Source organism: Paenibacillus puerhi (genome assembly GCF_009846885.1).
Taxonomy (GTDB): domain Bacteria; phylum Bacillota; class Bacilli; order Paenibacillales; family NBRC-103111; genus Paenibacillus_G; species Paenibacillus_G puerhi.
In genome coordinates this window covers 1-15,419 of sequence record NZ_WUWM01000043.1, presented here as the reverse complement: position 1 = coordinate 15,419, position 15,419 = coordinate 1, and the positions used below count along the sequence as shown (strand labels likewise).

Sequence of the window (15,419 nt, the reverse complement as noted above, 5' to 3'; positions counted from 1 at the left end):
TTTGTGATCTTGTGAATGACGCCGGTTGCGGGTAATCGAATCGCCGACATCGACCAGCGTCAAGGCTTTGGCTTGTCTTCCCCACCCCACTGGAACGGAGTTGCGTCCATGAACAAATTCGGGTTGGCCTGTACATTATGCACCCAGAACGTAAAGTGAAGATGGGGCCCCGTGGAAAAGCCCGTCGAGCCGACGAGGCCGATGATGTCGCCTCGCTTCACGCGGTCACCCGTCTTAACGTTCAGCTTCGATAGATGGGCGTATTGTGAGAACAAGCCCATTCCATGATCCAGATAGATCGAACCGCCCGTCAAGTACAAGCTATCCGCCAAAGCGACGATTCCGTCATTGGTAGCCTTGATCGGCGTCCCTTCCTTGGCCGCCAGATCAATCGCCATGTGCGAGCCGCTCAGCTTGCCGTTCACATACCGCGTATAGCCGTAAGGCGTAGTCAGCCTGCCCTCCACCGGGACGACGAACGGAGCGTCGAACAGAAACTCCGGCTCGGACTTGCTGCGGGCGGCGTTGATTTTCTGCTGATCCGCCTCAATCCGCTTTGTATCCTGGCGCATGCTGTTCATTTCTTCCGTGACCTTCAGATATTGAGTCTCGAAGCTTTTGGCCACGACCTTCAGACTCTGGTCGCCGATGGTATAGCTGCCCGGCTTTACTCCCATCCCAATCGGCAGATAAGTAAAATACCCGGCGCCATAAGGCTGCAGCGGGTACGACTTCCCCTGCCACTGCACCTCGCCCGCCCGGCTGTGCCGGACCAGCACCGTATCTCCCGGACTTGCTTGATCCGGCAAAAGCACCCAATCCGAACGGAATGCCTGCTTGGCTTGCTCCTCCGAGGCATATTGCGCCGCTTCCAGCTGTCGCTTCCGCGCGAGCTCCTTCTCTTCCGCGATGGCCGTCCGTACGGCATCGGTTACCTCGGCCTGCCAGGTGGCGCCGCCATCGGTCGTTACCAGCAGCTTGCCGCCCAGCTCGCCGCTGTCCTGAGCGAGCGCCCAGCCGATCCGGTCCGTCATGAACTGAGCCCGCTTCACCGCGTAGTCCGCCCCCTGATGGCTCAGAGAGACAACGGAAGGAGGCTCGGTATTCAGCCGAAGCCACGAGTACCCGTCCGGCTCCTTCGGGGGCGAACCCGCTTCCGGAGAAGGTGCGGACACAACGCCCGCCCCAGCGTAGGGGATGGTCTCCTCCGGCAGCCGGTCGGTCTCGGTCCACGTCAGACCGCTGTCCGTCGTCATTTGGATGCCATCCGTATAGCGCACCCAGCCTTGATCGAGATCAAGCATTCGGAAGTCCACCGCTTCCTTATAGCGGGGAGCCGGCGGCTGTGAACTGGCGACGGGCTCCCGGCTCTGGCCGGAACCGGCATCTGCGTCCGGCCAGTTGAGATAGGCGGCCAGCCCAGCCCCCAATACGATTGCGCACAAGCCGATAATTGGCAGCCCGGACCGTCTCCGAGTGTGTCTCTGCCGTCTTTTCCCGGTCCCGCCGACCTCCGGAGTCCCGTTTTCCCCCCGAGCATTCATCCTGCAGCCCTCTCCTCCCTCGCCGTTTGCGTGAGCATCCCGGCTTGTTCTACTTTCATGGTACAACGAATGCCAGAAGCAAACAACCGTATCCGGTCAAGTCGGATACGGCTGCCAGCAAAGCTATCGGAACGCGGCTGGGCCTCTACCTCAATCAATGGCCTCCATGCGGGCCGGCCCTGCCGTAAACACAAGAAGAGCCGCTTCTTGGCCCATCTGCCGCTGCTATTCGCCAGCAGACGCAGACACGGACGCAGATGCTGACGCCCCCTTGGATGCCTTCACGTCGTACACCCCGTGCTCCACCGATAAAATATGCTCCGGCTTCGGCTTCCCCCGGCTGTCCCGGTGCCCTTGAATATGCACCTCGCTGGTCTCCCACTTCTTCCAAGCTTCCTCCGACTCCCAGCGAATCATCAGAAGCACCTCCTCATCGCCTCTGCGCGTTCTCTTCACCAGTACGCTCATATCGATGAAGCCCTCGGACTGCTCGATATGCCCTGGGCCGCTGAAGCGCTGCACGACCAAATCCGAGGTGCCCTCCTTGACGGTAAACCGCTTCGTTTCGATGAACATCGTTCGACACTCTCCTCTTTCTATTTCCATTCTCCAGATGACTATACCATGCGGGAACGCAGGCTTTCCAACTTCTGCATGCATGCCCTCCCGAAGGAAGACGGGTCATCGGGGTTCTTACGCCGCAAGCATCTTGCAGGGTCGGGGCAGTGGACTAACTTTGCCGCCGCTCTAAGCAACTTCTGTCCTCCACGGATCGTCTAGAGGTCAACCAAGACAGCCAGCCTGTCATCCGAAGGAGGCCAAAGTAACCGTGAGCAGCTATTTCTATCGGGCAAGCATCAAGCGCATCCTGAGCGCAGGGCTTGTCATGTCGCTGGTGTGGAGCTCTCTCCCCGCGCAGCAGGCAGAAGCCAGAACGGCGGCAGCCGTCTCCGTACCGGGATTCACCGTTCAGGTGAACGGTGTCTTGATCGATAACGCCCGTCAGCGATACCCGTTTCTTGTCTATCGGGACATCACCTATCTGCCGCTAACCTGGGACAACACGCAGGCGCTTGGGCTGCAAGCGGATTGGAATGGTTCAGAAGGGCTCTCCATCTACAAAAAGCATTCCGGAGGCGGAGGCGGCGACTGGAAGCCTGCGGGCGTACAGCAGGATTTATCCGGCTCCCATGCGCCTCATCGCAAGTACCAAGCGTCCATCGCGGACTATCCCGTTAGTATGCCTAGAGTCGGGCGTCTGGACCAGGCAAGCGAGCCCTATCCGTTCCTGGAGTTTCGCGATGTGACCTACATGCCGCTGACTTGGCGGTTTTCCCGTGAGCTGCTCGGGCTTGAGATTCAATGGGACGGGGCGAAGGGACTCGCCATTACGGGCGGACAGGAGCTGATCGGGTATGTATTTTACGACGATGCCGATTACTTGTACGCGTATCCCCGGTTGTCCCTCGACGCTGCACATCGGGTCTTGAAAATTCCGAAGACGCTGCAGGGACAGCCCATCTGGCTGACCGAAGCTGAGAGCCGGCCTCTGGAGGAGAAGATGTATACCGGCAGACGAGACGTCGGGTCAGAGCCCGTTACGCTGGAGCAAAGGGGAAATGAGCTGTATATCGGCGACAGCGACACCCTGCTGCACAAGCTCACCGAAGAGGAGAGCCGATCGCTGGGTGAGTACCCGCCTATCTATGAAGCAGTCCGCTTCCCAATCGATGACAAGAGGTCCTTGGTCTCCTTGCACATCTACTGGTCCGTACCGAAGATCGGTCCGCCTCCGGGCAGCTACCATCATTATATGGACAATGCCGGAGCCTTGACGGAATTCAGCAGCGATCTATCGTACTTCCGTCCGGAGCGCGTGCTCCCGAATCCGGACGGAACCGTTTGGATCGCCAAGAGCTACAACGAGCAGCGCTACGGTCCGGCTATGCTGTACCTGCTGGATACGAAGGGTATGCTGCATGACGTCAACAACACGCTTCTTAGCTCCGATATCGTCACGCTGGGGTCGCTGAACCAACAGCTGGATAATCCGGCCTCAGCGGACGGCAGTCTAATCGTGCAGTTGACGGATAATTGGTCGGGTCCTGGACAAAATCGCCTGCCTAAGGAGGAATGGGGCCTCTACCGACTCGACACGAAGCTGAACGCGAGCAAATTAAATTATCCGGACGACGGACAGCTTTACATGGGCTCCGGGCATGAATTATTCCTGATCCGTTCCGGCACGAATACGATTATCGATCTCCCCCGCAACCTGTCACGCACCTGGCTCGATCAGGAGCTGTTCTAAACGATGAAAAAACGGCAGACGCTCGCAGGCGTTTGCCGTTTTCCGTTTTCCTTCCAACCCTCCAACCTTCCGAGCTTCCCTATGCCTAAGCCTTATGCTTCGCGATCAGATCCATCTTCAGCTGCCAAGCCGCCATGCTGAGGTCTACCGGATAGCCCTCGGGATGCAGCTTGCGCAAATATTCCGGCCAGAACAGCGCCAGCTGGCTTCGATGATAGCGGCGGATTTCCTCCAGGGTCGGCAGCTCATAGACTAGCTCGCCCTGTTCAAAAATCGGCTTAAGCAACGGGATCGCCTCATAGTCATCGATAAATTTGTGAATATACGGGTGAACCGGATCGAACAGCTTGATCCGCTCTCCACGCCGAACATCCTCCTCGTGCATCAAGGCGATATAGTCCGCTTCGGCCTTCCCGGTTTGATTGTTGACGATCCGGTAGGCCTCCTTAAGCCCGGGATTCGTCACCTTCTCGGGATTGCCCGATATTTTGATGACCGGCACAAGCTCCCCGTCACGCTCCCGGGCCACCAGCTTATATACGCCGCCGAGCGCGGGCTGATCGCCGCCCGTGATCAGCTGCGTGCCGATTCCCCAGCTATCGACGCGGGCTCCTTGCGCCTTCAGGTTGAAAATAATGTTCTCATCCAAGTCGTTCGACGCAACGATCTTGACGTAGGGCAGTCCGGCCTCATCCAGCATCTCGCGCGCTTTCTTGGACAAATAGGCCGTATCGCCGCTGTCCAGCCGTATCGCCTGCATGCGCTTGCCCTGCGCCTCCAGACGCTTGGCCGTATCAATGGCATTCGGCAGTCCGCTGCGCAGCGTGTCGTACGTATCGACGAGCAGCGTGACTTGATCCGGCAGCGCCTCGGCAAACAGCCGGAACGCCTCCTTCTCGGACTCATGCCCCTGCACCCAGGCGTGGGCATGCGTCCCCTTGGTCGGGATGCCGAACATCATGCCGGCCCGCATATTGCTCGTGGCGTCAAAGCCCGCCAGGTAAGCGGCCCGAGCGCCCCATACGGCCGCATCCGCCTCCTGGGCCCGCCGCGTCCCGAACTCGAGCAGCGTATCGTCGCCGGTTACCTGCTTGATGCGGGCTGCCTTGGTAGCGATCAGAGTCTGGTAGTTCAAAATATTCAACAAAGCGGTTTCGATCAGCTGCGCCTCGAACACCCTCGCCTCTACCCGGACCAACGGAACATTCGGAAAAACGAGCGTGCCCTCCGGCAATGCGAACAGGCTTCCGGTAAACCGGAACTCGCGCAGCGCCTCCAGGAAGCCTTCCTCGTATTGCTCCTCCTGCGTGCGGAGGTAGTCGATCTCCGCCGGACTGAAGCGCAGCGCCCGGATATAGCGAATGATGCGTTCCAGCCCGGCCGCTACCGCAAATCCGTTGCCGAACGGAAGCTTGCGGAAGTACGCTTCGAACACCGCGCGCTTATCCTGCGAGCCATGCTTCCAATGGGCGTACATCATATTGATCTGATATTTGTCCGTATGCAGGGTCAGCTCTTGATCATGCATCGTCTTCGCCTCCTCGTTTTCGGCAGCAAGTTTTTATATCTCCATGATTCAAGGGATTACCGGGGCTGCCCCAGAGCGCTTACAGCGACTGCTTCTCCCCATCGCCGCCATGCACGACGGCAGCCCCCAGCGTATGCTTGAAATGTCCTAGCGCCCACTCATGCCCCGCCGGATTGAAGGAAGCCACCGCATCCTCATGAACAACGATAGCGAAGCCTTTGTTGTAGGCATCGACGGCCGTATGAAGCACGCAAATATCGGTACAGACGCCGACCAGATGCACTTCTTCGATCCCCCGGCTCCGCAGCCGGAGCTCCAGATCGGTTCCGCAGAAGGCGCTGTAGCGCGTCTTATCCATCCAGTAGATGGCATCCTGCCATTCCCGGTAAGCATCATCCAGCGCGCCATACAGATGCCGCCCCTCCGTTCCCCGCAGATTATGGGGCGGGAACAGCTTATGCTCCGGATGGTACTGATCCGATTCGTCATGAAGATCCACGGCCATCACCACCAGTTCCCCCGCTTCGGCAAATTCCCGGGTCAGCTGGGCTATCCTTGTCTCGATATCGATGCCGGGTTGTCCGCAAGGCAGCTTTCCGACAATAAAATCCACCGTGTAATCAATCACAATCAAAGCTTTCATCGTATACAGCCTCCTCAGAGTGAATGTATGCAAAAATAAAATTAATACTTTCATTTTGATAATTTCATTATGACATATTAAAAACTTTTGTCAACCCCACTGCTATACCCATTATCTCGATTTTATCCGATAACGCCCCCGTGTAACCATCCCGCAGGAAGTGACGACTCTCAAAAAAGGCTCGCGCTCTTCCCGAGCATCTTTCGGATAAAGGACATGTTACCTTGCCTACCTCTTGTTATTGTATCACTTCGCCGAAGGGGTTCTGAAACAACGAACCGACCATTACCTTCCTCCTTCCGCGTTCGGCAGACTTATCAAGGGTCCTTGTACCTTTAATTCAAGCTGCGAACAAGCCCGTTTGGCCCGTTTCCGACGCTTCCGGCTCCTCTTTCTACAAAAAAACGACATAAAATACGATAATGATTATGAATATGGATCAAAATCGGTTATGCTAGTACTACTAGCAACGATCGTGTTCATGTTGAAGGAGGAGCTTTCTTGTTGAAGATTGGCAGAAACGAACCTTGTTACTGTGGAAGTGGTAAAAAATACAAACGGTGCTGTCTGGGCAAAGGCCAGGAGCCGGCCATCGCTTCGACTGGTTACACCCAGGCGCCATCGGAAGCAGTGGACCTGAGGACAGAAGCTGTACAAGCTCCCGTCCCCGCACCGACGCTCGAAGAAATCAAGAGAATCGCAGAAACCGGCATCCGCTGGGAAAGCGAAGCTTACGCCCATCTGGCGCATCAGCTTATCTCACATATGGCGGATGTCTATGAGCCGAGACATATCGGAGAGGCTCTCTCCGTATGGGATAACTTCTCCCGCGAGAAGCGGCCTTCGTTCAAGAAGGAAGGGGCGTTCTGTGCGGCGCTCGAATATATGGTCGTTCAGGCGTACGGGCTGCCCGTTACCCAGAATGACCTGGCGCTCAAATACGAGGTATCGTCCTCGACCCTGTCCAAGCGCTATCAGGAGCTGCTGCAGTTTGCAGACGGCTATTTCGATCCTCAATCGGGCGGAGCGACAAGCTCGCCTTCAAGAACGCTCCCTCCGGGGATCGAAGCCGAACGGGCGCTTCGTCGTCAGCAGAACCAGGAGAAGCAGTCGTCCTCCGTGCCCGGAGCTGAGGCGGAAGCGGGCCTAGACACGTCGGCCGGCAAGAAGGCTTCAGGCTCCGTTATTGTCGCTGCCGCTTCTTCCTCCCCTGCTGTACGGGAAGAGGCTCAGGAGCTGCTGTACGCCGCGATGGAAGCCGGGAGCGCGGAGGAGGCGGCCAAGCTGGCTCACGCTGCTCTCGAGCTGTATACGCACAGCGCCGATGCCTATGGAGTGCTTGCCGGTCTTACCGAGGACCCTGCTGACAAGAAGCGGCTGCTGGCCGAGGGAATCGCGGCGGGCGAGCGCGATCTAGCCGAGTCTTGTCCTCAGGGCGGCTCACCGGATGTTTGGCTGCGCGCTGAGGCACGCCCGTACATGCGTACGAAGCTGGCCTATGCCGAAGCTTGCTGGGAGCTGAAGGAGCCCGAGGAGACAGCGATTCCTCTCGAAGAGCTGCTCAAGCTGGACCCGGCGGACCCGCTGGGTGCCCGCTACTTGCTGCTGGCCGCATACCTGGAACAGAACCGGCTGGAGGAAGCCGGGCGGCTGCTGCAGACCTACACCGACGACCAGTCCGTCACCTTCGTCTACGACCGGCTGATCTTCGCTTACAAAAAACTCGGCAAGGTTACGCCTGAGCTAAACGCGCCTTATCGTCAAGCCATGCAGCACAATCCGCATGTGCTGGACTTCCTGTTCGGAGGCAAGCCCTTGCCCAAACCCGGCTCCGGTACGACGACGAGCGCCGAAGAGGAAGCGGCCGTCGTCTATGTTACGACCCATATCCGGTTGTGGATCAAGCTGCCGGAGCTGCTGGTCTGGATTTATAAGCAAGGCCGCTAGCCTTTAGTTGGCGCGCCGCTGCAGCACGCCAAGAAGGTCCTGCGAGCATCTGCTCGCCAGGACCTTTTTTTTGCAATGCGAGTTAATCGGTCAATTAGATTGGCATCATTTCGTCTTGAATAAAAAATAAATACAAAGCGTGCTGATCAATACCGCCGGAAGAAGAGTCTTCATCATAGTTAAAAAATCCCATTCAAAGCTCTTCCAGCCGAGCAGTGAATTGACCAGAGCCAAAAATAGTGCGATGCCGAACCATGTCCCTATCTTTTTCCCGATCCTCACCGTCATCCTCCTTAATTTGTCGCTTTTTTCCTGTTCTTTACTATATATTGTAAACTATTGCCATAAAGGGATTTCTAGTCTAAAATAGTGACCGTAGTCATTCGATGACCAAGGTCACTATTCTCCCTTAAAAGGCGGCGTTTCTCATGTTGTTACGCGAAATCAGGAAACGGGAATTGCAGGAGCAAATCTTTACTCAAGCTATGCAGTTATTTGAGATCAAAGGCTTCGACCAGGTCACTGTGGAGGAAATTACGAAGGCATGCGGCATTGCGAAAGGCACCTTTTATAACTACTTTGCAAAGAAAGAAGAAATACTGCTGCATCTGGGCAGTTCGCAGCTCGAGACCGTGCGTGTGATCGCGGCGCGCTGCGGAGAAATTCCACATCTGAGAGACCGGCTGCTGCTTCTATTCCGCGAGCTTTTTGCCCGCTATACGGAACGGCCTCAGCTGATCCGTCTAACAATCACAGAGCTGATGCGCTCCAGGCTGCATGTGGAGCAAGAGCTACAGATCGTTCACAGGTTCCAGGAGCTTGTTGCGGCCCTGCTGGAACAAGCGAAACGGGATCGGCTGCTGATGGAGCATGCGGACAGTGCGGATTTAGCCGCGATTTTGGTCTCGATCTATTTCAACTCACTGCTGACCTGGGCCTCCTCCGATAAAAGGGGAGTAGAACTGGAAGCGGTTTTCATGCGTCAATTCGATGTGATATGGCAAGGAATCCGCTCCTGGGAGGCGCGAGAAGCATGACGATACTCCTCGCTTTATCGGTTGTTCTGCTGCTCGGCATAGCGGGAGTCCACGTGTACTGGGCATTCGGCGGAGCCTGGGGAGCTCAGGCTGTCCTGCCCTCCCGTCCGAACGAGCAGCCAGTATTCCAGCCGGGCATAGCGGTTACGCTTCTCGTTGCCTTGCTCCTCTTCGGCGCAGGGCTCTTGCTGGCTGTTCAGGGAGGATTCCTCCCATCCATTCCCGCTTATAGGGATCGTGCGGCCAGGCTGCTGGGTATGCGCCGCGGTGTTCGGTCTGCGCAGCATCGGGGATTTCCGATATGTCGGAATGTTCAAGCGGGTGCGCGGCTCGCGCTTTGCACGGCATGACAACTATGTGTTCACTCCGCTCTGTTTCTGGTTGTGCATGAGTTTTGTTGCCGCGCTGCTAATGGGGGAATGAAGCATGACGGGACATGACACGTTTTTGATAGTCGGCGGAGGGATTGGCGGTTTGACGGCTGCGATCGCCCTTCGGCAAATCGGCAAGGAGGTGCGCGTGTTTGAGCGTTACCCGACCGTACGCCCGGCGGGAGCCGGAATTATGCTCGCGCCTAATGCGCTGAGGGCGCTGGAGACGCTCGGGTTGACCAAGCTGATCCGGGAGCAAGGCTTCAGCAGCCCCGGCGGAATGGCGATTCTCGATGAGAAGGGAGCGGTCTTGTCCGCAATGCCTGCCGGCGGAGACGTCTATGCCACCGTAGCGATTCATCGGGCTGAGCTGTACCGCATACTGCTCCATTCGCTCCCGCCTGGAACGGTCAGCTTCGGCAAGGCTTGCCTGGATATGCGCCAGGATGATCGGGGCGTCACGGTGCGCTTCTCCGATAACGAAGAGGTTCACGGCAGTTATGTGCTGGCTGCCGACGGCCTGCATTCCGTCATCCGGGGCAAACTGTTCCCCTCTGTCCGGCTTCGCTATGCGGGATATACATGCTGGCGAGGGGTAGCGGACTGCTGGCCCGGTACAGGCAGCGACTCCTTGTTCACCGAATCATGGGGACCGCTGGGGCGCTTCGGCGTCATCCCGCTGGCCCATGAACAGACCTACTGGTTTGCGGTAAAAAATGCCGCTCCTCACGACCAGCGTTACCTGGCGTACGGCATTCCCGAACTGCTGGATACGTTCGGCGGCTACCATGCGCCGGTCGCCTCCATCCTGTCCGCCACCTCGCCCAGTCAGATGATTCACAACGACATCTTCGATCTGGACCGAATCGGCCCGTTCGTATCCGGCAGAACGCTACTGCTCGGGGATGCCGCTCATGCCCTGACTCCTAATCTGGGACAAGGCGCCTGCCAAGCCATCGAGGACGCTGTGGAGCTTGGCCGCTGCCTGACGCGTCACACTTCCGTCCCGGATGCCTTCCGCGCCTATGAGACCGCAAGGGTGGCGAGGAACAGCCTCGTCTCGCGACTCTCATGGACCGTCGGCAAGCTCGCTCAGTTGGAGAGTCCCTTGCTCTGCCGGCTGCGCAACAGCGCGATGAAGCTTACGCCCCCCTTCCTCCAGCGCCGTCAGTTGAATACCTTATACGACGTCGATTTTACTAACGACTAGTTCCCTGTTCGATTGTTGCCGGATGACCCGCGCACAAAAAGGCTATCCCCTGGACAGCTTTGCTGCCGGGGATAGCCTCTGCTGGTAAAGCTTTAGCCTGCTCATCATCCGCCTCTTCAAGTGTAGCCTTGGCACCGCTACTGAGGAATAATGCCGCCTGCGATCCGGTCGCCGGAATTACCGGCCGGGTCGGACTTTCCATCATCGGCTGCCGCATGAATAATCAGCGACCGCCCAAGAATGGAGTGGCTGCCTCCGTCAAGCGCAGCTCCGGGAATGACATACTCGACCCGTCCCTTTCCGTCCGCCCCGACCTCGAGATTAGGCAGGTCCCCCAGATGGGCACCCGCTTCGTTATTGTGGCCATGCTGCTTGCCCTCCGGATTGAAGTGACCGCCTGCGGAAGCCAAATCCATCCCCGTGAAGGCCTTCTCATGGATATGGAAGCCGTGAGTACCCGGAGGAAGGCCGCTTACTTCGAGGATAACCTTGACTCCATCCTTCTCCGGGATGAGCTCGGCATGGCCGATTCGTTCCCCTCTCAGATCATACAGCACGACGGTCGGATGACCGACAGATACGGAGCGGCTCAGCCCGTCCCAGTACAAAGGCTGCTCCACCAGCTCCGCCGCCTGACGCAGCGTGACGTAAGTGGTTCCCTGATAGACGAATGCCTCGGGTACGACGGTGCCGTTATTCGAATACTCGCCTTCGGCATTCTCTACCTGCTTGCCCTTCACGTAAAAGGACAGCTTCTCCAAATTCACCTCAATTTGCGTGGACGCCGCATAGCCCAGACCAGAAAAAAATAGCGCGCCGCATAGGAATGACCCGACTACTACCGAACCTGACCTTTTCTTTGCTTTCATCCCTTGCTACCTCCCGGTTATTGTCATTCGTTCTGTCCCCATTACCCCTAATCTCCGCAAGAGAAACGGGTTCCGGAAATGACAGCTGCAGGAAGAACGCCGGAAGATACAGCCTAACTCGGGTATTCAAGGAATCAAAGCGGATTGAAGTGGTTGCTCGGCTGCGGCCATCCATACACGGAAGCGCGGCCCTCCCTGACTTACGCCGTGAAGTCGGCAAGGGCGCCTGCTTGCTTGTCAGCAAACACCCTCCTGCCCCTTCAGTCGCATCCGTCGCCTTAACGAGAGCCCGCGGTACGCTCAGCGATCAGCCGCCTCGTTCCCCCCACATTCCCCCGTACCTCCCAATACCGGAGAAAGAGCGCATAATTGTTAGCATAATTCGGATTGCTTCCCGATCCCGGCGGATGCCACAGATGCGTCAGCGCCTCGTCTAGCCGGATACGGGGGCCGCTTAACGTATCCAGCGAGCAGGCGAATGCATCATCCTCGGCCCCCCACCCGATGAATCTTTCGTCGAATCCCTGTACCGCTTCGAATGCGGTTCTCTTTAGTACGGTTAACCCGCCCGTGTACCGCCTCGCATTCTCGGGAGCCTGGTCGGGCATAATGTCCGGCGGCCACTTCGGACGCTGCCCCAGCAGCACCTCCGTACTGGAACGGGAAAGCCTGTGTATCCGGTTATACGGAATAACCCAGCCGTAATGATCCAGCAGAGACATGGACTTCCCCAGCAGCCAAGGGGCAAAGATAAGGTCGCTGTCGGCAATAACAAAAATATCCCTCTTCGCCTGGCGGGCGGCCGTATTGATCGCCTTGGAACGGCTGAAGGGTTCATCCGCCAGCTCCCCGATGCAAAGCTGAATACCGGGAAATAAAGCTTCGTAGAACCGACATACCCAGTTAAACGAGGCATCCCTCAGCCCCCCTTCGTCCGACATATAGGGGATCAGCACCGATACCTGAGTATACAAATCTCTTCCTCCTCTCCTGTCATCCCTGAGTCTCTGCCTCGAATCACGCATCCACCCAGTCTCCCCTGGTTTGTTCGGGAGTCTCGTGGCCTCGATATGCAGCCTGCATGCAGTCCCCAACTGGGCAAGCTCCTCACGCCAGGACTTCCAGAAATCCGGCATTGTAGAATGCGGGCATATGCTCGTAAGAAAGCTGCTTGGTGGCTTCCTGCCATAGGACCGGGGCGGGCACAAGTGGTCCAAGTCTATCCGCTGGCGCTCGGGCATATCCTGTAACGAGAACCCTATACAATCGGGAGATGGAGTGATTCGAGATGGATTTCAACAAATTGGCCCGTTACTGTGAGTTGAAGGAACAGCAGAAGCGTCTGGAAGATGAACTGGAGTCGATTCGCAAAGATATCGTGGCCATGTATGCAGAGACGTCCGAGGTAAAAATCAACGACTACACCCTGAAGATCATTTATCAGGAGAAAAAACAGTTTAACGATCAATTGTTATTCGAGGCCTTGCCCGATCCCGAGCTCTGGAAAAATATATCCAAAGTGGACCCTGCCAAAATATCGGCTCTGCTCAAAGCGGACATCATTACCGGCGAAATGCTGGAGGGCACGTACAGCACCATTCGCATTCCTTATGTGTACGTGAGCAAATAAGAGCAGAAAACGGTACGTTTGTTATAAGCTTTATTCCCTCGAAGGCCATGCAAGGTCCCTGGCGAACACCGGGGCATGGCTTCAGGCTTGATTCCGCAGCTTGTCGAAGTAACTCCGATTGTACAGGATGCTGGGATGATCCGGCTTGAAGGCGGCTGCCTTTTCATTGTGCAGAAATGCCCGCTCGCTGTCCCCTAATCTATCCCAGCAGACACAGAGTTGAAGATGGGGAAGCCACGTGCGTGAGGCAACGTCCACCATTCCACCTCCGTCCTGCTGATTAGCCGGCACGAGCGCCTGTTCATACCAATACTTGGCCTGTGCCCACTGGCGTCTTTCCATGAAGAAAGCTCCCAATTGACAGCTGATCTCAGGCCGCGGGTTGGATAGCAGGAAGGATCGCAGCAGCGTCTGCGCCCGCTTCTCGTGCTCGCCCGTTTGTGCGTAACAGAAAGCAAGCTTCTGACAGGAAGCGATACGGTCCTCGACCCAGCCTTGCCCCCATGCCCAGAATTGCTCGTATTGCTCGATAGCCTCTTCGTACCGGCCATGATCCTTTAATTCATTGGCATAATAATACATGTCCCTCGGGGAGAACCATTCCCCCGCCTCGTGCCGCTTCTGATAGATGCGCAGATTGCGGTCGGTATATGCCTTCTTCTTTTTGTGACGTATGGCGACATCGGATTGTACATACGGCCCCCGCACATCCAAATATTCGTGGACCATACCGATCCATTGAAAATGCTGATCTCTGCGCACCAGCCGGTTTCGGCGCAGCGTGTAGGTGGGGTTCCCCTGACCATCGAAAACCAAATGATACAGCATCGAAACACTGTTGACGGCGGGATTCAACGTTTCTTTCAACCGAAGAAGCTTCTCCCTGTCCTGCTCCTCCACCTCATCGTCGGCATCCAGCCACAGGATGTATTCCTGAGTTGCTTGGGAAAAGGAATAGTTGCGCGCGGCGGCAAAATCATCGATCCACGTAAAGTCATAGACATGCGGCGTAAATTCCGAAGCTATCTCGCGCGTGCGGTCCGTCGAGCCGGTATCGACAATAATGATCTCGTCAGCAACCCCGCGGATCGAATCCAAACAGCGTTGCAAGGTATCCTCTTCATTTCGGACAATCATACAGAGGCTAATGGTTATCATGGCTACCTCCTATAAGTATTGAGACGATACGAAAATAATAGGGCATCCTTATGACGGACGCCCTATTACTTGAAATCTTGAACTGAGATTAGGGAGTTAGTTTAATAATCTCTAGTGATGCATTTACAATAGGTTGGCCGTCTGAAGCAGCCTCCAGTGCCTTATCGGTTCCTGCATTACGGAGAGCCAAGGTTGAAGCTGCGGGAATGCTTATAATAGAATGTCCTGTTGTTTGGAAGGAGCCGGTTGGAGAAATAGTGCCCATTCCAAACACCGTCTGTGGAAGCAGGGCGTCATTCAATGCAATACCAAATGCCGTTTCGACAGCGGCCCCTCCGTCTACCGTAACACTCCATTGAACATGGTAGTTCCCCGCTTCTGCAACATGAACCTCTGTATCGCCAGGGGCAAACGTGACGCCTCCAGTCACCAGGCCGCTATTGGTGAAAATAACATCCCCATCGCCAGTTACGCCGGTTGCTCCAAGTCTGTAGACATAGCCATAAGCAGAGGAGATCGAACCAGTATCGCCCGTCGGGCCAGTTGCTCCAGTTGCTCCAGTTGCTCCAGTTGCTCCAGTTGCGCCAGTTTCGCCTGTGGCACCTGTCGCTCCTGTTTCGCCTGTCGCACCAGTTTCACCTGTCGCTCCAGTTTCACCTGTCGCGCCTGGGTCGCCCGTCGCTCCAGTGGCACCCGTCGCGCCAGTTTCACCTGTCGCTCCTGTGGCACCTGTCGCTCCAGTTTCTCCCGTTGCGCCAGTTTCACCCGTTGCGCCAGTTTCGCCCGTCGCTCCAGTTTCTCCCGTCGCGCCAGTTTCACCCGTCGCTCCAGTTTCTCCCGTTGCGCCAGTTTCGCCCGTCGCTCCTGTGGCACCTGTCGCTCCAGTTTCACCCGTTGCGCCAGTTTCACCTGTCGCGCCAGTGTCGCCCGTCGCTCCTGTGGCACCCGTCGCGCCCGTGTCGCCTGTCGCACCAGTTTCACCCGTCGCGCCTGTGGCACCTGTCGCGCCAGTGTCGCCCGTTGCGCCAGTTTCACCCGTCGCTCCAGTTTCACCCGTCGCTCCAGTTTCACCCGTCGCACCAGTTTCACCTGTCGCTCCAGTTTCACCCGTCGCGCCTGTGGCTCCCGTCGCTCCAGTTTCACCCGTTGCGCCAGTTTCACCCGTCGCGCC

16 protein-coding genes are annotated in these 15,419 nt (G+C 56.9%); 7 read left to right on the top strand and 9 right to left on the bottom strand.

The window, feature by feature from the left end; translation table 11 throughout:
• Window positions 1–59: 59 nt before the first annotated feature.
• Window positions 60–1,544 (bottom strand): peptidoglycan DD-metalloendopeptidase family protein, encoded by a 1,485-nt coding sequence (locus GSF01_RS26665; protein ID WP_328803710.1) that lies wholly within the window; start codon window positions 1,542–1,544, stop codon window positions 60–62.
• Between the two features lie 225 nt (window positions 1,545–1,769).
• Entirely contained in the window at window positions 1,770–2,120 is a 351-nt protein-coding gene (locus GSF01_RS26660; protein WP_159888309.1) for an antibiotic biosynthesis monooxygenase family protein, read from the bottom strand.
• A gap of 253 nt (window positions 2,121–2,373) precedes the next feature.
• Between GSF01_RS26660 and GSF01_RS26655 the strand changes: the two genes are divergently transcribed.
• Entirely contained in the window at window positions 2,374–3,855 is a 1,482-nt protein-coding gene (locus GSF01_RS26655; RefSeq protein WP_159888308.1) for a hypothetical protein, read from the top strand.
• An 85-nt stretch (window positions 3,856–3,940) separates the two neighbouring features.
• Here GSF01_RS26655 and GSF01_RS26650 read toward each other — a convergent pair whose 3' ends face one another.
• Together GSF01_RS26650 and GSF01_RS26645 are read right to left on the bottom strand one after the other, a co-directional pair.
• Window positions 3,941–5,383, bottom strand: coding sequence for a nicotinate phosphoribosyltransferase (locus GSF01_RS26650; protein ID WP_159888307.1), 1,443 nt, complete (start codon window positions 5,381–5,383; stop codon window positions 3,941–3,943).
• Window positions 5,384–5,462: 79 nt separating this feature from the next.
• Window positions 5,463–6,026, bottom strand: a complete 564-nt coding sequence (locus GSF01_RS26645) for a cysteine hydrolase family protein (protein ID WP_159888306.1) — start codon at window positions 6,024–6,026, stop codon at window positions 5,463–5,465.
• Window positions 6,027–6,530: 504 nt separating this feature from the next.
• Here GSF01_RS26645 and GSF01_RS26640 point away from each other — a divergent pair.
• Window positions 6,531–7,973, top strand: coding sequence for an SEC-C metal-binding domain-containing protein (locus GSF01_RS26640; RefSeq protein ID WP_201305493.1), 1,443 nt, complete (start codon window positions 6,531–6,533; stop codon window positions 7,971–7,973).
• A 105-nt stretch (window positions 7,974–8,078) separates the two neighbouring features.
• Here GSF01_RS26640 and GSF01_RS26635 read toward each other — a convergent pair whose 3' ends face one another.
• Window positions 8,079–8,255, bottom strand: a complete 177-nt coding sequence (locus GSF01_RS26635) for a hypothetical protein (RefSeq protein WP_159888304.1) — start codon at window positions 8,253–8,255, stop codon at window positions 8,079–8,081.
• 149 nt (window positions 8,256–8,404) lie between these two features.
• Here GSF01_RS26635 and GSF01_RS26630 point away from each other — a divergent pair, with 149 nt between their 5' ends.
• The 4 genes from GSF01_RS26630 to GSF01_RS26620 are packed head-to-tail and all read left to right on the top strand — an operon-like array spanning window position 8,405 to window position 10,591.
• Window positions 8,405–9,010, top strand: coding sequence for a TetR/AcrR family transcriptional regulator (locus tag GSF01_RS26630; RefSeq protein WP_159888326.1), 606 nt, complete (start codon window positions 8,405–8,407; stop codon window positions 9,008–9,010).
• Window positions 9,007–9,360, top strand: coding sequence for a DUF3995 domain-containing protein (locus GSF01_RS26625; RefSeq protein ID WP_268893743.1), 354 nt, complete (start codon window positions 9,007–9,009; stop codon window positions 9,358–9,360). The genes GSF01_RS26630 and GSF01_RS26625 overlap by 4 nt, the downstream gene beginning before the upstream one ends.
• Entirely contained in the window at window positions 9,296–9,433 is a 138-nt protein-coding gene (locus GSF01_RS30120) for a DUF3995 domain-containing protein (protein WP_268893745.1), read from the top strand. Before GSF01_RS26625 ends, GSF01_RS30120 begins: the two co-directional genes overlap by 65 nt.
• Before the next feature lie 3 nt (window positions 9,434–9,436).
• Window positions 9,437–10,591: an FAD-dependent monooxygenase gene (locus GSF01_RS26620; protein ID WP_159888303.1), complete on the top strand. Its 1,155-nt coding sequence runs from the start codon at window positions 9,437–9,439 to the stop codon at window positions 10,589–10,591.
• A 137-nt stretch (window positions 10,592–10,728) separates the two neighbouring features.
• Here GSF01_RS26620 and GSF01_RS26615 read toward each other — a convergent pair whose 3' ends face one another.
• Together GSF01_RS26615 and GSF01_RS26610 are read right to left on the bottom strand one after the other, a co-directional pair.
• The gene (locus GSF01_RS26615; protein ID WP_159888302.1) at window positions 10,729–11,460 is read right to left on the bottom strand and encodes a superoxide dismutase family protein; all 732 of its coding nucleotides are present in this window, start codon (window positions 11,458–11,460) and stop codon (window positions 10,729–10,731) included.
• Window positions 11,461–11,738: 278 nt separating this feature from the next.
• Complete coding sequence (locus tag GSF01_RS26610; protein ID WP_159888301.1) at window positions 11,739–12,434, bottom strand: galactosyltransferase-related protein; 696 nt, start codon at window positions 12,432–12,434, stop codon at window positions 11,739–11,741.
• Between the two features lie 314 nt (window positions 12,435–12,748).
• On the opposite strand from GSF01_RS26610, the gene GSF01_RS26605 reads away from it, so the two are divergent.
• The gene (locus tag GSF01_RS26605) at window positions 12,749–13,090 is read left to right on the top strand and encodes a hypothetical protein (RefSeq protein ID WP_159888300.1); all 342 of its coding nucleotides are present in this window, start codon (window positions 12,749–12,751) and stop codon (window positions 13,088–13,090) included.
• 81 nt (window positions 13,091–13,171) lie between these two features.
• Here the strand turns inward: GSF01_RS26605 and GSF01_RS26600 are convergent, their stop codons facing one another.
• Window positions 13,172–14,248 (bottom strand): glycosyltransferase family 2 protein, encoded by a 1,077-nt coding sequence (locus GSF01_RS26600; protein WP_159888299.1) that lies wholly within the window; start codon window positions 14,246–14,248, stop codon window positions 13,172–13,174.
• 468 nt (window positions 14,249–14,716) lie between these two features.
• Window positions 14,717–15,419 (bottom strand): hypothetical protein (locus GSF01_RS29915; protein WP_235941753.1); only part of this gene is annotated, 703 nt, incomplete at its 5' end.

Excerpts from the sequence above, each read along its gene's own strand:
- GSF01_RS26665 (WP_328803710.1), bottom strand. The coding sequence starts at position 1,544 with ATGAATGCTCGGGGGGAAAACGGGACTCCGGAGGTCGGCGGGACCGGG.
- GSF01_RS26660 (WP_159888309.1), bottom strand. The coding sequence starts at position 2,120 with ATGTTCATCGAAACGAAGCGGTTTACCGTCAAGGAGGGCACCTCGGAT.
- GSF01_RS26650 (WP_159888307.1), bottom strand. The coding sequence starts at position 5,383 with ATGCATGATCAAGAGCTGACCCTGCATACGGACAAATATCAGATCAAT.
- GSF01_RS26645 (WP_159888306.1), bottom strand. The coding sequence starts at position 6,026 with ATGAAAGCTTTGATTGTGATTGATTACACGGTGGATTTTATTGTCGGA.
- GSF01_RS26625 (WP_268893743.1), top strand. The coding sequence starts at position 9,007 with ATGACGATACTCCTCGCTTTATCGGTTGTTCTGCTGCTCGGCATAGCG.
- GSF01_RS26620 (WP_159888303.1), top strand. The coding sequence starts at position 9,437 with ATGACGGGACATGACACGTTTTTGATAGTCGGCGGAGGGATTGGCGGT.
- GSF01_RS26615 (WP_159888302.1), bottom strand. The coding sequence starts at position 11,460 with ATGAAAGCAAAGAAAAGGTCAGGTTCGGTAGTAGTCGGGTCATTCCTA.
- GSF01_RS26605 (WP_159888300.1), top strand. The coding sequence starts at position 12,749 with ATGGATTTCAACAAATTGGCCCGTTACTGTGAGTTGAAGGAACAGCAG.
- GSF01_RS26600 (WP_159888299.1), bottom strand. The coding sequence starts at position 14,248 with ATGATAACCATTAGCCTCTGTATGATTGTCCGAAATGAAGAGGATACC.